The following is a 15,934-nucleotide window of genomic DNA, read 5'->3' as shown; positions in this document are numbered from 1 at the left end:
TTAGTGACACTGCACGAAACAGGTACTTCGAACGGCCAACTGTCCCAGAAGGATTCCCGTTTTCGGGCCTATCCATTTCTAGTTACTCTCCGGTAGTGTTCCGACGCACCGACGATCAGAGAAGATCCGGAACCGTATCTGTCAACGATTCCCAGGAGCTCACGTGTCGAATTCTCGCTTCGAATCCATCGGCGCATATCTGCCCTCGAAAGTCGTCACCACCGAGGAGCTGATCGCGCGGCTGAAAGTGCCGCCGTCGTTCGATCTCGAGCGAATCACAGGAATCAAGGAACGCCGGGTGCACGATACGCGTCCGGAAAGTTACGAGGATTCCTTCGCGCTCGCCATCAAGGCCGCCGAGGACTGTCTGTCCAGGTCACGGTATGCCCCCGCCGATCTCGACGTGATCATCTCCAGTTCGATCACCCGCAGCAAGCACGGCACCCGGGTGTACATGGAGCCGTCTTTCGCCTCCTCGATCGCCAAGCACGTCGGCGCTCGAAAGGCGATCACTTTCGATATTTCCAACGCGTGCGCCGGAATGCTCTCCGGCACCTACATCCTGGATCGGATGATCCGCGCGGGCATCGTCCGAAACGGCATGGTGGTCAGCGGTGAGGCAATTACGCCGATCTCCGAAACCGCGGTCGAAGAGATTTCCGAAAAATACGATCTCCAGTTCGCCTCGCTGTCGGTCGGCGACTCGGGATGCGCGCTCGTGCTGGACGAGGCGGTCGACGACGCCGACAAGATCCACTACATCGAGATGATGACGGCCTCGGAGCACTCGCACCTGTGCCTCGGCATGCCAAGCGGCCGGACCCCAGGCGTCGCGCTCTACACCGACAACCGCAAGATGCACAACGAGGCCCGGTTCATGCTCTGGCCGAACACCCAGGGCAGCTACCTGGAGAAGCAGGGCAGGACCTTCGCCGACGAGCAGTTCGACTACATCATCCACCACCAGTTCGGCGCCGCGGCGGTCCCGTACGCCAACGCCATCGCCGCGCGCGAGCTCGGCACGCCGATGCCGCCGGACCTCAATGTCATCCACAAGTACGGAAACACCTCCACCACTTCGCATTTCATCGTGCTGCACGATCAGCTCAGCGATCAGAACATCCCGGCGGGATCGAAATTGCTGATGATTCCTGCCGCATCGGGCGTCGTGACCGGCTTCCTGTCCACCACCATCTCCTCCCTGAAGGTCTGAGGTATCGACATGGGCGTGCGTATCAAGTCCACCGGAGTCAGCCGGACGGGCGACACCCACAGCATCATCGCGCACAGCGGTCGGGCCGCGCGGCGCGCGATGGAGCGGGCGGGCATCCGGCCCGAGCAGGTCGGCGTGCTGATCAACGCGGGCGTGCACCGCGATTCGAACATCGTGGAGCCGGCGGTGTCCGCGCTGATCCAGAAGTCGGCAGGCATCGGCCTGGAGTACGAGAAGGACGATCCGACCTCGTTCTCCTTCGATCTGATGAACGGCGCGGTCGGCGTGCTCAACGCCGTGCAGGTGGCCACCTCGATCCTGGAGACCGGCAGCGCCGAACACGTGCTCATCGTCTCCGGCGACACCCACCCGTCGCTGACCCGCGCGGTAGCCGACGACGAATTCCCTTACGCCACAGCGGGTGCCGCGCTGTTGCTGGAGCGCACCGACGAGCCAGAGGGCTTCGGCCGCGTGCACACCGCGACCGCCGAGGGCACCCCGGCCGTCGAGGCCTACGTCGACACCGCCACCATGGGCACCGTCGGCCGCGGCCTGATGACCGTCGAGCGCGAGCCCGGCTTCGAGGATCGCCTGCTCGAGGTCGCGCTGGAGACCGCGCGCGCGGCGCTCGCCGAGGCCGGTGACGCCGACCTGTCGGGCACGGTGCTCATCGCCTCCACGCCGAGCGCGGAATTCCCGCTGCGGCTTGCGGATTCGCTCGGCATCGCCCGTGACTCGGTGCGGGTGCCCGACCTGTCCTACGGCGACCCGCACACCGCCGCGCTGCCGCTGGCCTACGACCGCGCCGTGGCGCAGGAGACGCTCGGCTCGCACACGCGGGTGCTGTTCGTCGCGGCGGGTGCGGGTCCGTCGGCGGCGGCGGTGCTGTACCAGCTGCCCGTCCTCGTCGGGGCCCCCGCGTGACCGAAGGGACCTACTGGCAGGCCATCGACCGGTTCCGTGCGTTCGCGCGCACGGAGCCGGACCGCCAAGCGGTGATCTACCCCGAGGGGAAGAATCCCGATGGCCTGCCGGCCTATCGGCACATCGGCTATCGCGAACTCGACGAATGGTCGGACGCGATCGCCGAGCGACTCATCGCCTCGGGCGTCGGCACCGGCACTCGCACCATCGTGCTCGTGCTGCCGAGCCCCGAGCTCTACGCGATCATGTTCGCGCTGTTGAAGATCGGCGCCGCGCCCGTGGTCATCGACCCGGGCATGGGCGTACGCAAGATGCTGCGCTGCCTGCGCGCGGTGGACGCCGAGGCGTTCATCGGCATCCCGCAGGCGCACGCGCTGCGCGTCCTGTTCCGCCACAGCTTCCGCACTGTGCGCACCGCGGTCACCGTCGGCAAGCAGTGGTTCTGGCGCGGCGAGCGGTTGGCGGACTGGGGCCGCCGTCCGCGGGGTCCGCTGCCGCAGCGCACGCCTGCCGACCCGGAGAGCCTGCTGCTCATCGCCTTCACCACCGGAAGTACCGGCCCGGCCAAGGCGGTTCAGCTCACCCACGGCAACCTCGCCGCCATGGTGGAGCAGGTGGACACCGCGCGCGACCACGTCCCGCCGGACACCTCGCTGATCACGCTGCCGCTGGTCGGCGTGCTCGATCTGCTGCTCGGTGCGCGCTGCGTGCTGCCGCCGCTCATTCCAAGCAAGGTCGGTTCGACCGATCCGGCGCACGTGGTCGACGCCATCGCCACCTTCGGGGTGCGGACCATGTTCGCCTCGCCCGCGGTGCTGATTCCGCTGCTGCGCCACCTGGAGCAGCACCCGACGGCGCTGCCCACCCTCGGCAGCATCTACTCCGGCGGCGCTCCGGTGCCGGACTGGTGCATCGCCGGTCTGCGCGAGGTGCTCGCCGAGGACGTGCGGATCTTCGCTGGCTACGGCTCCACCGAGGCGCTGCCGATGTCGACCATCGAGTCACGGGAACTGCTCGGCGGTTTGGTGACCAGGGCGCACCAGGGCGATGGCACCTGTATCGGGCGACCGTCGGACCGGGTCGAGGCGCGCGTTGTCGCCATCACCGACGCGCCGATCCCCACGTGGGCGCACGCCGAGGAGCTGGCTGGCGAGCTCGAGAACACCGGTGGCGTAGGCGAACTCGTCGTCTCGGGCCCGAACGTCAGCACCAAGTACTACTGGCCCGAGGAGGCGAACCGGCAGGGCAAGATCGTCGACGGCGCACGGATCTGGCACCGCACCGGCGACCTGGCCTGGATCGATGAACACGGCCGGATCTGGTTCTGCGGGCGCAAGAGTCAGCGGGTGGTCACCGCCGACGGACCGATGTTCACCGTGCAGGTCGAGCAGATCTTCAACACGGTGCCCGGCGTGGCACGCACGGCGCTGGTCGGCGTCGGTGCACGCGGTGCGCAGCGTCCGGTGCTGTGCGTCGAGCTGAAGCCGGGCGCGGACCGCACCGCCGTCGAGCTGAAATTGCGGACCCGCGCCACCGAATTCGAACTCACCAAGCCGATCTCCGATGTGCTGGTGCATCCGAAGTTCCCGGTGGACATACGGCACAACGCCAAGATCGGCCGCGAACAGCTCGCCGTGTGGGCGGCCAAGCAGCTGAAAGCCGAGGCGCGGCGATGAGAACGACCGCGCTGCGGGCGATTCCGATCCTCGGCTGGCTCTACCTGGCGGCAGGCATTGTCGCGGCGCGCACCGGACAGGCGCCGCGCAACCGGTGGCTGCGGGCCGCGTGGTGGATCGACGCGTTTCTCAGCGTGGTGGTGCACGCGGCGCAGATTCCCGTCGCGCTGCGCGCCACCCGCGGCACCGGACATTCCCGGTGGAAGACCGCGGTGCTGACCCAGATCTTCGGCCTGACCTGGTACGGCGCGAGCCTGGGCGCCGGGGCGGGCGACGAACTACCCAGCGATCATCGAGAGGACGAGCGATGAAGATTCTCGTGACCGGGGCGTCGGGCTTCCTCGGCGGCGCACTCGTGCGGCGGCTGGTGGCCGACGGAGCGCACGACGTACGAATCCTGGTGCGGCGCACCAGCAATCTGACCGATCTCGGCGACGCGCGAGACCGTGTCGAGATCGTCTACGGCGATCTCACCGACGCGCCGTCGCTGGTCGAGGCGACCGGCGGCATCGACGCGGTCGTGCACAGCGCGGCGCGCGTCGACGAACGCGGCACCCGCGAGCAGTTCTGGGAGGAGAACGTCCGCGCCACCCAGCGGCTGCTCGACGCGGCCAAGCGCGGCGGGGCGTCGCGGTTCGTGTTCATCTCCAGCCCCAGCGCGATGATGGACTACCACGGCGGCGATCTGCTCGACGTCGACGAGTCACTCCCCTACCCGCGCAGGTACTTGAATCTCTACTCCGAGACCAAGGCCGCGGCCGAACGTGCCGTACTCGCCGCGAACGCACCGGGTTTCACCACCTGCGCGCTGCGACCCAGGGCGATCTGGGGCGCGGGCGACCGGTCGGGCCCGATCGTGCGGCTGCTCGGCCGCACCGCCGAAGGCAGGCTGCCCGATCTGTCGTTCGGGCGCGAGGTGTACGCCTCGCTGTGCCACGTCGACAACATCGTCGAGGCCGTCGTGCTGGCGCTCGCCACCGAGAACGTCGGCGGCAAGCCGTATTTCATCGCCGACGCCGAGAAGACGAACGTATGGCAGTTCCTCGGGCAGGTCGCCACCGAGCTCGGCTACCAGCCGCCGACCAGGCAGCCGAACCGCCGGGTGCTCGACGCGGTGGTCGCCGTGATCGAGGCCGTCTGGCGGATTCCCGCGGTGTCCACTCGCTGGTCGCCACCGCTGTCCCGCTACGCGGTGGCGCTGATGACGCGCTCGGCGACCTACGACACCGGCGCGGCCACCCGCGATTTCGGCTACCGCCCGATCGTGGATCGGGCGACGGGGCTGGCGAGCTTCCTCGCCTGGCTCGACACTCAGGGGGGCGTCCGCGAACTGACAAGACACCTGCGCTGACCCCGCGATCCCGGAGGCAATCATGAGCAGCGACACCACCTTTCGCCGTCCCATCACCCCGACCGAGCGGCTGTACTTCGCCACGAGGGAACTGGCTCCGCCGTTCCTGATGCAGCTGGCGGTGCACGGGCAGGGCACGCTGGACCCCGCCGACCTGCAGCGCGCTGTCGACGTGGCCTCGGCGGCCAACCCCGGCTCCCGGCTGGTCCGAGACAGGGCCGAGTGGGTGGACACCGGTGTCGCGGCGACGGTGCGGGTCGTCGAGGGCCACTCGCTGACCTACCCCGGGCTGGAGAACGACCCCGTCCTCAACAGCCCGATGGGTCCGACGCCCGACCGCACCTGCGAGGTCCTGCTGCTCACCGCGGATCCGGTCACCATCGTCTTCCGCGTCTTCCACGGCGTGATGGACGGCATGGGCATGCGCATGTGGGTGGACGACGTGTTCCGCGCGCTGCGCGGCGTCGAGCCGTTCGGTGCGCCCGACCCGGTCGCGGACGCGGAACTGGTCGCGCGCGTCGGCGCCCCAGGCAAGCCCTCGGTCCTGCTGCCGATCTATCCCTCCGCGGCCGGCCGTGGCAAACAGGATCCGGCGGAGTCGCCTTGGTTGCTGCGGCACCGCACGGTCGCGGCGACCGGCCGGGGCATCGTCGCGCGGGTCGCCGCCGTGCTGGCCGACGCCGCACAGGCCAAGTCGCGCTTCATGATTCCGGTCGACCTGCGCAGGCACGACCCCGCGCTGCGGTCCACCGCCAACCTGGCGCTTCCGCTGTTCCTCGACGTCGCCCCCGGTGACACCTGGGAATCGGTGAACGACCAGCTGCGCGCGGGCCTGAAGGAGAACCGCGAACTCAACCAGATGGACAACGGCGGGCTCACCGCGTTCCCGCCCGCGGTGGTGCGGGCCGTACTGCGCGCGGGCAACTGGGTCGGCGCGCGGCTCGGCCGGAACCTGGTGTCCGCCACCGTGTCCCACATGGGCATCTTCGATCTGCCCGAGATGGCGGTGCCCGGTTTCACCCCGGTGAGCGTCCGGGTGCTTCCGCAGCACAGCGGGATGATGCCGCTGCTGTTCGGCATCGTGGAATCGGCGGGGCGGCTGGAGATCACGGTGTCGTGCCGCAACGGCGAGGGGGTCGAGGCGCGGCTCGAGGCGCTGCTGGATCGCATCGCGTCCACGTTGGAACGCGAACTCGCCGCGTCCCCCACACGCTGACACGGCATTCCCGGCACAACCACTGCGGCACAGGAGTTTCCGATGATCGATCCGGCCACCTCGGGGGACGACCGTTCGGCGGGTCCGCGATGATCGCGTGGGCTCGGTTCGTGATGGCGCGGCCGCGCACGGTGCTCGGCGTCGCGGTCCTCGTCATGGGCTTGTGCGGGTTGTTCGGTGCGGGGGCCGCCGAGCAGCTCAGCGCGGGCGGGTTCATCGATCCGAACAGTGAGTCGGCGCTGGTCGACCGGCTCGTCACCGAGCACTTCGGCCCGCAGAATCCCGACGTGGTGGCGATCTACACGGCACCGGAGGGTCAGACGCTTGCCGATATCGGGCCGCGGGTGCGCGCGGCGATCGCCGCCATCGATCCCGCGCTGCTGGCGCGGCCGGTCGAAAGCTATTGGAACAGCGTCCCGCCGCGCACCACTTTCCTGCGCTCGCCCGACGAGCGGCAGGCGCTCGCGGTGGTGTTCACCGCGGGCGACGACACCGAGCGCGTCGCCGCCTATCCGAAACTCGAAGCGGCGCTACGCGTTCCCGGCATCGACACCGAACTGTCCGGCTACAGCGCGGTGTCCACCGGGATCACCGCCCAGTCGCAGCGGGATCTGCTGGTGGCGGAATCGATCTCGCTGCCGGTGACGCTGCTGGTGCTTGTCCTGGTGTTCGGCGGGGTCGCGGCGGCCTCGCTGCCCGTCGTGGTCGGCATGCTCGCGGTCGCCGGTGCGATGGGCGCGATCCGGGTCCTCAGCGAAGTGACCGAGGTGAGCACCTTCGCGGTCAACATCGCCTCGCTGCTCGGGCTCGGTATGGCGATCGACTACGGGTTGTTCCTGGTCAACCGATTCCGCGAGGAGATGGCCGACGGGCGTGACGTGCCGAGAGCGATCGAACGCACCTGCGCGACCGCCGGCCGCACCGTCGCGTTCTCCGCGCTGCTGCTGATCTGCGCCTTCGCGGGGACCTTCGTCTTCCCGCAGGCGGTGTTGCGCTCCTTGGGTTTCGGCGCCATCGCGGCCGTCGCGCTGGCCGCCGCGCTCTCGCTGACCGTGCTGCCCGCGATGCTCATGCTGTTCGGCCCCCGCATCGGTCGCGCGCGGACATCCGAACGCACCGAACGGTTCTGGGGTCGTGTCGTCGGGGTCGTGCTGCGCAGACCCGGCGTTGTCACGATCGCGGTGGGCGCGGTATTGCTCGCACTGGCCGCGCCGCTCAGCGGCATTCGGCTCGGCGACATCGATCACCGGGCGCTGCCCGACGGCCACCCGATGCGCGAGACGGTCGAACGACTCACCGCCGACTTCCCCGCCGCGAGCAGCGGTGTCACCGCGGTGCTGCGCGGGGTGGACGGCTCGGTGCCCAACGCGGCCGCGGTCGACGAGACGCTGCGCTCGCTCGGCGAGGTGCCCGGCGTGCGCTCGGTGCTGCAAGTGGGGCGGGCCGAGGATTTCGTCGTGCTGCACGTCTTCCTGACCGCCACCGACCGCAGCGAGGCCGCCACGGCCGCGGTGCTCGACATCCGAGCCATGGAACCACCGCCGGACACCGTGATTCGGGTCGGCGGCGACACCGCGGCCACCCGCGACAGCGTCGACTCCATCGTGGCGCGGATGCCGCTGATGGTGCTCGCCATGGTGTTGGCGACCATGGGCCTGTTGCTCGCCGCCTTCCGCTCGATCATGTTGCCGCTCAAGGCCGTCGGTATGGCGTTCCTCAGTCTCGCGGCGACCTTCGGCGTGCTCACCTGGATCTTCGCCGACGGCCACCTCGCCGGTCCGCTCGGCGTCAGCGTCGGGCCGATCGCCGCCGGCATGCTGGTGCTGATCATCGCGGTGGTCTTCGGACTGTCCACCGACTACGAGGTGTTCCTGCTCTCGCGGATGGTCGAGGCGCACAACGCGGGCGCGGACACCGCCGAGGCGGTGCGCGTCGGCACGATCAAGACCGCGCGCGTCATCACGGCGGCCGCCGTGCTGCTCGTCCTCGTCACCGGCGCGTTCACGCTCTCGCCGCTGACGCCGATGCGGTTCCTCGGTCTCGGCATGATCGTCGCCCTCGTCATCGACGCGACCTTGGTGCGGATGCTGCTCGTTCCCGCGCTCGTGCAGCTGATGGGCGAGGCCAACTGGTGGGTACCGGGTGCGAAGCGTCCGCGCCGCCACGTCGCCACCGTGCTGGAGAAGACCGAGGCGCCCGCGACCACGTCCATCTGAGCGCGAGCTTCCGACACCTGATCATCGACCGTCCCGCGCGGTATCGTCGCGGGAGGTGGCCCCGGCCCACCGCGGCTTTCTCGAAGTCAGGCGGACGAGAGGAGACGGTCCCATGGCCAGTCCTGCGGTCCTGGTGGGCGTGGACGGTTCCGCGGGGTCGACGGCGGCGGTGATCTGGGCGGCGCAGACGGCCGCGCGGCATCGTGCGCCGGTGCACCTGCTGCACATCGTCGACGTGGTCGCCGACTACGGTCCCGGCGCGGCGGAGCCGCTCACCGCGGTCGATTACGCGCGGCTCACCGAGCACGGCCGCGCGCTGCTCGACGCCGCCGCGAGGGAGGTGGAGAAGGCATCCGCGGAATTCGGTGGTGTCGAGCTGCGGGCCGAGCTGATGCAGGCGGTGACCACGCCGAGCCTGCTCGAGCGCACCGAAGGCGCACGGATGGTCGTCGTCGGCACCAGGTCGCGCGGGACCTTGCAGCGGGCGCTGCTCGGTTCGGTCAGCTCGGCGCTGGCCCGGCGCGCGCACTGCCCGGTCGCGGTCGTGCGCGAGGGCATCGAGTTCTCACCCGAGGTGCGGGCACGGCCGGTGATCGTCGGCGTGGACGGCACCGAGGTGAGCGAGCCCGCGATCGGCATCGCGCTTGCCGAGGCGGCGGCGCGGCAGGTCGACCTCGTCGCGTTGCACGTCTGGACCGGGGTCGAGCTGCCGGAACGCTACGGAGTCGACCCGGACGCGACCGCCGCCGACTTGCACTACGTGCTGGCCGAGAGCCTGGCGGGTTGGCAGGAGCGCTTTCCCGGCGTTCGCATCCACCGGGAGGTGGTCAAGGATCGACCGGAACGGGCGCTGCGCGAACGTTCCGAGGGGGCGCAGTTGCTCGTGGTCGGAACGCGGGGACGCGGCGGGTTCGCCAGTATGGTGTTCGGCTCGACCAGCCAGTCGCTGGTGCTCTCCGCGAACTGCCCGCTGATCATCGCCCACTGACGCGTTGTTTCGGACTCACCGAGGCGAATCCGTGTTTCGATGGAACCGGTTCCGGTGCCCGCGCGTCTGAATCATCGACGGAACCAGTGGAAGGGGCGACCGCTATGGCCGTGGCAAGCCCGTTCGGGGCATTCATCGAGAACGCCGAAGCCGGTGCGCTACAGGTGCGTCTGGAACCGCAGGTCTTCCTCGACCTGGACCGCGCCTGCCGGGAACTGGTCGACGCGCTGACGGCCGCGCGGCACGACGCACGGGCGCTCGGCGAACTCGGCGGCTGGGGGCTCGGCGAGGACGATCCGCGGCTCTGGTCGGCGATCGAGCTGGTGAAGCTGTTCCGGGAGAAAGCTTTCGGCGGACCGGGCAGCGCCTACGACACGCTCGGCGAATACATCGCGGTGGTCGGTGAGATCCAGACGTTGTTCGGCGTCATCCGCGAGACCTTCGAGCGCACCGACGCGGAGTTCGCCGCGCGTATCCGGGAGCTCACCGGATAGGGACGCCAGCCCGGCCAACGGGTGCCCGCCGCCTCCGCTGGGATCCGACGGCAAGCCCCTGCCTCCGCCGCTGGGTCCCGACGGTACGCCGCGGCCGCCGCCGCTCGATGCCGAGGGCAAGCCGTGCCCGCCGCCGGTTGGTCCCGACGGCAAGCCGCTCCGCCGCAGGGCACCACTGATTTCGTCGCGCTCAGGCGGAATTCGGTGCCGAGGTCGTTCTCGCCTCGGCACCGCTTCTCACGCCGCGGCGACGGTGAACCTGGCGCCGCCGTGCGCGGGGCGCTCCACCTCGTCCAGCAGCGCGACGGCGAAGTCCTCCATGGAGATTCGGGAGACGCCGTTCGCATCGCTGAGCAGTTCGTCGCCGCCGAGGCGGTATTCGCCGGTCCGCTCGCCGGGCAGCAGCTCGGCGGGCGGGCTCAGGTAGGCCCAGTTCACGGTCGACGCCGCGCGGCACACGGCGAGCTGCTCCTCGCACGCCCGGGCGATCGGGCGCAATTCCGCTGGGAAATCGGGCATCTCGTGCAAGGTCATCCCGTCGGCGCCGGGAACGATCAATGTCGCCGCGCCGCCGACCACCAACAGTCGCGCCCCGGTCCGCGCCACGCCCGCGAGGATCGCCGCCGTCACCTCCGGCAGCTCGGCTTCCCGGCCGGGCGCGGGGCGGGTGGCGGTGATCACCAGATCCTGTCCCGCGCTGAGGGATTCGACATCGTCCACGTTGGCGGCGTCACCCGTGCGGACCTCGACTTCAGCGGGCAGATTTGTCGCCCGTTCCGGGTTGCGCACCACCGCCGTCACCTCGTGGCCGCGGGCGAGCGCCTCGGCAACGACCCGGCGGCCCACTTCGCCCGCCGCTCCGAACACCGTGATCCGCATCGTCAGAACCTCCTCGTCGCAAGAATCTCTTAGCGCTAAGTAATTTATCTCAACGCTAAACTATTCCGCCACTCGGCCGGGCGATCCTGCTCGAAGAGTCAGCCGCTTCCCGTAACAACAAGGCGGGCACCGGATTTCGGTGCCCGCCTCGGTTTGTCAGGACTACTGCGCGGTGGTCTGCCGCTTGGGCAGCTTCCAGCCGGGACGCGGGAAGTGGCAGGTGTAACCGTCCGGGTAGCGCTCCAGGTAGTCCTGGTGCTCCGGCTCCGCCTCCCAGAACTCGCTCGCCTGCGTCACCTCGGTGACGACCTTGCCCGGCCACAGCCCGGAGTCGTCGACGTCGAGGATGGTCTCCAGCGCCGTCCGCCTCTGATCCTCGTCCAAATAGAAGATGGCCGACCGGTAGCTGGTGCCGATGTCGTTGCCCTGCCGATCCTTCGTCGTCGGATCGTGGATCTGGAAGAAGAACTCCAGCAGCGCCCGATAGTCGGTCCGCTCCGGGTCGTAGACGATCTCCACCGCCTCCGCGTGTCCGGGATGATTGCGGTACGTGGGGTGATCGTTGCGCCCACCGGTGTAGCCGACCCGCGTCGACAGCACCCCTGGCTGCTTGCGAATCAGATCCTGCATGCCCCAGAAGCATCCGCCGGCCAGAATCGCCTTCCGCGTGTCGGTCACGCAACCTCCTCAGCAGGTCGTACTTCCCGAAAGCCATTATCGGCCCAACGTACAACCCACACCACCGCCGGAAAAGTCCCCGCCTCGCCGGTCGGCGTGGCCGTCGCGCACCGGATGCACGAAGGCTCAGCTCGAATCCGATCGCACGTTCGACCGAGCTGTGCACGCTCACCGCGCACCGAGCCGCACGAGCGGGTGGACGCGGCGATCAGGCCATTTGCGAACCCACCGCGCCGCCGATGAGCCCACCGACCGCGGCGGCGGGGATACCGAGCGCGGCCGCACCGACCGCGGCGCCGACCGCGCCACCCGCGGCCGTCCCTACGCCGCAGGCCGCGAATCCGACACCGGCGCCGATCAGCCCGCCGCCGACACCGCCGACCACTGCCGCGGGGACGCCGGCGATCGCCGCGCCGACCAGCGCGCCGCCCGCGATGTTGCCCGCCCGGCGCGAGTCAACGCCGAAGCCCTGCGACGCCGCCGCCACCTGGGCCTCGAACTCCGCGACACCGTGGTTCACTCCGGCGAGCACGTCGGCGGGCACCTCGTGCGGAACCGGTGTGCTGAACGAGCCGACCTTCAGCGTGGGCGCGGGCGCGACCTCGGGCGCCTGCGGCGCTTCCGGCTCGATCGCCGCGCTCTGCGGAACCGGCTCGGGCTCCTCGACCGGGTCGGCGTACTCGAGTCCGGGTTCGGTCTCCGGCTCGGGGGACGGCTGCTCCGGCGCGGGCGGCACGACCGGTTGGACCGGTTCGGTGGTGACACCGGGCTGGATGGGCGTCCCCGGCGCGACCGCGGGTTGCACCGGCTGCTCGGATTGGGTGATTCCCGGCGAGGTCGGCGCGCCGGTCGGGTCGGCGGTCGCAGTCCCGGCGCAGACCACGGCTAGCGCGATCGGCACCGCGCCGACCATCGGTCGGACCGCATTGCGCGCGCCGGAGTTCTGTACCCGTCGATGCCGACCTGCCACGGCAAATACTCCCACTGCTCGAGATGAACCACTCGGAGAGCGCTGTTCGCTACCGCGATCGAACGCTGTTCCCGGGCAGTAAGTTACAGCACAATCGCCCCGGCCGACATCCCACCGGAAAGACACTTGGTACCCGCCGTTAAACGCCTGGTAGAAGCGTCGATGCCAGCCCCAGGCAGTCGAACCTCGCCGCCGACGACGTGGGGCTGGTCTAGGGTGGGGTGCGCGGCGAGGCCCGCACAGTCAGTGATGCGTGAACAGCGGTACGTTCCGTGGTTTTTCTCCACCGAATCGAAAGGCGCTGCATGGCAAGGAACTTGACGCAACTCGAACTTCTGATGGAACTCGAACCGGTGGTCGCGGCCAATATCGACCGGCATCTGGCGACGGCCAAGGAATGGTGTCCGCACGACTACGTTCCGTGGGACGAGGGCCGCAACTTCGCGGCCATGGGCGGCGAGGATTGGGATCCCGGGCAGTCCCGGCTCTCGGAGGTCGCCAAGGTCGCGATGATCACGAACCTGCTCACCGAAGACAATCTGCCCTCCTACCACCGCGTGATCTCCGAGAACTTCGCGCGCGACGGCGCGTGGGGCACCTGGATCGGCCGCTGGACCGCCGAGGAGAACCGGCACGCCATCGCCATGCGCGACTACCTCGTCTGCACCCGCGCTGTCGATCCCGTCGCCTTGGAGAACGACCGAATGGTGCATCTGACCCGCGGTGTGCACACGCCGCCGGGCTTCGGCGGTGTGTGCGATCAGATCGCGTACGTGACGTTTCAGGAGTTGGCCACCCGGGTCAGCCACCGCACTACCGGACAAGTCTGCGACGACCCCGTCGCCGACCGGATGTTGCAGCGCATCGCGGCCGACGAGAACTTGCACATGATGTTCTACCGCAACGTCGCCGGTGCCGCGTTCGACATCGATCCGGATCAGGCCATGGAATCGGTGACCATGGTCGTGAAGAACTTTGCCATGCCGGGCGCAGGAATGCCGAACTGGCGGCGCAACGGTGTGTTGATGGTCAAGCACGGGATCTACGATCTGCGCCAGCACCTGGACGAGGTCGTGATGCCGGTCCTGCGCGTCTGGAAAGTCTTCAAGCGCGAGGACTTCACCGCACGTGGTGAACGCAGCCGCGAAGAACTCGGCGAGTACCTCGACAAACTCGCCCGCGATGTCGTCCGGTTCGAAGAACAACGCGAGCGCATTCTCGCTCGCGAAGCGGCGCGGGTCGGCTGAACAGCGGAGCGCGCCAACGGGTTCCGCCTCAGCGGGTCGTCCGCGCGAGCCGGGCGAGGACCGCGTCGAGCGCGAGATCCATCGCGTAGTCGTACTCCGCCTGGCTGTCGAACCGCGCGAGGTACGGTGCGGCCTCGGCGACGGCGGGAAGTCCCGACTGCTCGAGCGCGGCCCGGCGCGCGGCGATCCCCGCCGCGTCGTCGGTGCCGTAGGTCGGGCCCGCGTTCACCTCGCGCAGCAGGGTTCCGATGAGTGCGGCGAGCACGGTCCGCAGCATGTGGACGGCTTCCTCGGGGTGACAGCCCGCGGCGCGCAGTATCGCCAAGACGGATTGGATCGGCGCCAGGCCCTCGAACGAGGCGAGTTGCCGGGTGAGCACCAGGGCGGCGGCTTCCGGGTGCAGTAGGGCGCGGTCGCGGAACGCGTCGGCGATCGCGCGCAAATCCGCTCGGTGGTCACCGGTGCGGGCGGGCAGCTCGATCGAACCCAGGAGGTGCTCGGCGACCGCGTCGAGCAGTCCGTCCTTGCCGTCGACGTGGTTGTACAGGCTCTTGGGGTCGACGCCGAGCACCCTGGCGACCGCCCGCATGCCCACCGCGCCGACACCCTCTTCGTCGATGACTTCGAGGGTCGCGTCGACGATCGCCGCTCGGGTGAGCTGACTGGCGCCTTTGGGCGGTCGTCCGCGGCGGGCGGTGGGGGCTTGGGCCATGGCGTCATTCTTCCGCACCCTCTTGCATTAATCCACACCGTGGGTATAAATTCGCGGCAGCAGTTAAACCCACAGCGTGGATTTTGGAGTTCCGAATGCGTTTTCCGTGGGGCGACGTCGCCGACCTTCCGAGCGTCGGGGACCGCATCGACACGTTCGCCGACATCCGCGACGAGCTCGCCGCCGTGGCCGAACTGCATCCGCTGCAAAAGCCGTGGTATCAGCCCGCGGCGTACCGCGACGTCCCCGCCGAGGCGTTCCTGCCAATCGAGGGTTCGATCGTGCTCGGCCCCGGCGTCGCCGTCGTCAAGACGCCCGGCCACGTGTTCGGCAACCAGAGCCTGGTGATCAACCACATCACCCACGCATCGAGCCTTTGAGGAGGACCCTGTGCTGTCACGATTCCACCTGCCGCCCGAAGATGTCTTGCGGGCCCGCGAGAAACTCGTCCTCGATCATTTCCACGACGAGGTCCGCCAGGATTGGGACGCGACCTTGTCGACGTTCCCGCACCCGCACTACGAGCTGATCGCGCAGCTGCTCGTCCACGACGGCGACCGCGAAGTCCGCGACTACTACCGCGACACCCGCCTCGCCTTCCCGGACCAGGACCACGAGATCATCGCGTTCCGGCACAGCCACGACGCCGTCGTCGTCGAATTCTGGCTGCTCGGAACACATCTCGGACCACTCGGCAAGATCCCACCCACCGGTTCCGAGCACCGCACCAGGATGACGGCGTACTTCGTCTTCGACGAACACGAGAACCTCGTCACCGAGCGCATCTACTTCGACCAGCTCACCATCCTGAAACAGCTGCTCGGCGGAATCGACAAACGCAGTCCCCGTGGACTTCTGACACTCGCCCGAGCCATTGCCGGAGCACTCGCCATGACCGGATCCGAACCCGACCCCCGCCTACTCTCCCCCACCCCACCCGACCTCACCGATTGACCGCACCACCGGCAACGGATCCGCCCCGCACCTACGACGACGGCCTCATACACTGCCCGGGTGATGGAGAGCAGCGAACGCCCGTGGGGCGCCTACCGGGTACTTTCCGACGAGACGACGTTCAAGGTCAAGACGATCACCGTCCGGCCGGGCCACCGGCTGAGCTATCAGCGCCACTCCCGGCGCGCCGAGCACTGGTTCGTGGTGGCCGGTGAGGGTGTCGTGACCATCGACGGCCAGGATCGCCCGGTTCGCGCAGGCGACAGCGTCGACATTCCGGTGGAGACGGCACACCGCGTCGCCGCCGAGGGGCGCGAGGATCTCGTCTTCGTCGAGGTCCAGACCGGCACCTACTTCGGCGAGGACGACATCGTCCGGCTGGACGACGACTACGGTCGCGAGAGCTGATCTCCCGA

General features: G+C 69.1%; 17 protein-coding genes. 13 read left to right on the top strand and 4 right to left on the bottom strand.

All coding sequences use genetic code 11. The features are described 5' to 3' along the window. Window positions 1-163: 163 nt before the first annotated feature. The 9 genes from NAM01S_RS06690 to NAM01S_RS06650 all read left to right on the top strand — a co-directional run bounded on the left by NAM01S_RS06690 (window position 164) and on the right by NAM01S_RS06650 (window position 10,078). Window positions 164-1,213, top strand: coding sequence for a 3-oxoacyl-ACP synthase III family protein (locus NAM01S_RS06690; protein WP_067780985.1), 1,050 nt, complete (start codon window positions 164-166; stop codon window positions 1,211-1,213). A gap of 9 nt (window positions 1,214-1,222) precedes the next feature. After that, window positions 1,223-2,137, top strand: coding sequence for a 3-oxoacyl-[acyl-carrier-protein] synthase III C-terminal domain-containing protein (locus tag NAM01S_RS06685; RefSeq protein ID WP_067780982.1), 915 nt, complete (start codon window positions 1,223-1,225; stop codon window positions 2,135-2,137). Continuing rightward, the gene (locus NAM01S_RS06680; RefSeq protein ID WP_067780980.1) at window positions 2,134-3,813 is read left to right on the top strand and encodes a fatty acid CoA ligase family protein; all 1,680 of its coding nucleotides are present in this window, start codon (window positions 2,134-2,136) and stop codon (window positions 3,811-3,813) included. Before NAM01S_RS06685 ends, NAM01S_RS06680 begins: the two co-directional genes overlap by 4 nt. Further along, a complete protein-coding gene (locus tag NAM01S_RS06675) occupies window positions 3,810-4,124 on the top strand; it encodes a hypothetical protein (RefSeq protein ID WP_253798218.1) in 315 nt (104 codons plus the stop codon). Before NAM01S_RS06680 ends, NAM01S_RS06675 begins: the two co-directional genes overlap by 4 nt. Beyond that, a complete protein-coding gene (locus NAM01S_RS06670; RefSeq protein ID WP_067780977.1) occupies window positions 4,121-5,164 on the top strand; it encodes an NAD-dependent epimerase/dehydratase family protein in 1,044 nt (347 codons plus the stop codon). The genes NAM01S_RS06675 and NAM01S_RS06670 overlap by 4 nt, the downstream gene beginning before the upstream one ends. Before the next feature lie 22 nt (window positions 5,165-5,186). Beyond that, the gene (locus tag NAM01S_RS06665) at window positions 5,187-6,380 is read left to right on the top strand and encodes a peptide synthetase (protein WP_067780974.1); all 1,194 of its coding nucleotides are present in this window, start codon (window positions 5,187-5,189) and stop codon (window positions 6,378-6,380) included. 89 nt (window positions 6,381-6,469) lie between these two features. Beyond that, complete coding sequence (locus NAM01S_RS06660) at window positions 6,470-8,596, top strand: MMPL family transporter (RefSeq protein WP_067780971.1); 2,127 nt, start codon at window positions 6,470-6,472, stop codon at window positions 8,594-8,596. A 112-nt stretch (window positions 8,597-8,708) separates the two neighbouring features. Continuing rightward, entirely contained in the window at window positions 8,709-9,584 is an 876-nt protein-coding gene (locus tag NAM01S_RS06655) for a universal stress protein (protein WP_067780969.1), read from the top strand. A 104-nt stretch (window positions 9,585-9,688) separates the two neighbouring features. Next, window positions 9,689-10,078 (top strand): hypothetical protein, encoded by a 390-nt coding sequence (locus NAM01S_RS06650; protein ID WP_067780966.1) that lies wholly within the window; start codon window positions 9,689-9,691, stop codon window positions 10,076-10,078. 237 nt (window positions 10,079-10,315) lie between these two features. Here NAM01S_RS06650 and NAM01S_RS06645 read toward each other — a convergent pair whose 3' ends face one another. The 3 genes from NAM01S_RS06645 to NAM01S_RS06635 form a co-directional block, all read right to left on the bottom strand. Beyond that, the gene (locus tag NAM01S_RS06645) at window positions 10,316-10,957 is read right to left on the bottom strand and encodes an NAD(P)-dependent oxidoreductase (protein WP_067780963.1); all 642 of its coding nucleotides are present in this window, start codon (window positions 10,955-10,957) and stop codon (window positions 10,316-10,318) included. Between the two features lie 162 nt (window positions 10,958-11,119). Beyond that, on the bottom strand, window positions 11,120-11,635 hold the full coding sequence (msrA, locus tag NAM01S_RS06640) for a peptide-methionine (S)-S-oxide reductase MsrA (RefSeq protein WP_067780960.1): 516 nt from the start codon (window positions 11,633-11,635) through the stop codon (window positions 11,120-11,122). A gap of 208 nt (window positions 11,636-11,843) precedes the next feature. After that, window positions 11,844-12,536: a hypothetical protein gene (locus tag NAM01S_RS06635; RefSeq protein ID WP_253798220.1), complete on the bottom strand. Its 693-nt coding sequence runs from the start codon at window positions 12,534-12,536 to the stop codon at window positions 11,844-11,846. A 374-nt stretch (window positions 12,537-12,910) separates the two neighbouring features. Between NAM01S_RS06635 and NAM01S_RS06630 the strand changes: the two genes are divergently transcribed. Further along, the gene (locus tag NAM01S_RS06630) at window positions 12,911-13,852 is read left to right on the top strand and encodes an acyl-ACP desaturase (RefSeq protein WP_067780954.1); all 942 of its coding nucleotides are present in this window, start codon (window positions 12,911-12,913) and stop codon (window positions 13,850-13,852) included. A gap of 28 nt (window positions 13,853-13,880) precedes the next feature. Here NAM01S_RS06630 and NAM01S_RS06625 read toward each other — a convergent pair whose 3' ends face one another. Then, on the bottom strand, window positions 13,881-14,564 hold the full coding sequence (locus NAM01S_RS06625; protein WP_067780951.1) for a TetR/AcrR family transcriptional regulator: 684 nt from the start codon (window positions 14,562-14,564) through the stop codon (window positions 13,881-13,883). A gap of 95 nt (window positions 14,565-14,659) precedes the next feature. On the opposite strand from NAM01S_RS06625, the gene NAM01S_RS33775 reads away from it, so the two are divergent. The 3 genes from NAM01S_RS33775 (at window position 14,660) to NAM01S_RS06610 (ending at window position 15,926) form a co-directional block, all read left to right on the top strand. Further along, on the top strand, window positions 14,660-14,944 hold the full coding sequence (locus tag NAM01S_RS33775) for an MBL fold metallo-hydrolase (protein WP_218018347.1): 285 nt from the start codon (window positions 14,660-14,662) through the stop codon (window positions 14,942-14,944). A 10-nt stretch (window positions 14,945-14,954) separates the two neighbouring features. Further along, the gene (locus NAM01S_RS06615) at window positions 14,955-15,518 is read left to right on the top strand and encodes an ester cyclase (protein WP_218018346.1); all 564 of its coding nucleotides are present in this window, start codon (window positions 14,955-14,957) and stop codon (window positions 15,516-15,518) included. Between the two features lie 63 nt (window positions 15,519-15,581). After that, window positions 15,582-15,926, top strand: a complete 345-nt coding sequence (locus NAM01S_RS06610; RefSeq protein WP_174554781.1) for a phosphomannose isomerase type II C-terminal cupin domain — start codon at window positions 15,582-15,584, stop codon at window positions 15,924-15,926. The last annotated feature ends 8 nt before the right edge of the window (window positions 15,927-15,934 follow it).

It is taken from the genome of Nocardia amikacinitolerans NBRC 108937, assembly GCF_001612615.1.
Taxonomy (GTDB): Bacteria; Actinomycetota; Actinomycetes; order Mycobacteriales; family Mycobacteriaceae; genus Nocardia; species Nocardia amikacinitolerans.
The sequence above is the reverse complement of the archived record's forward strand: the minus strand, read 5'-3'. Positions and strand labels throughout refer to the sequence as shown.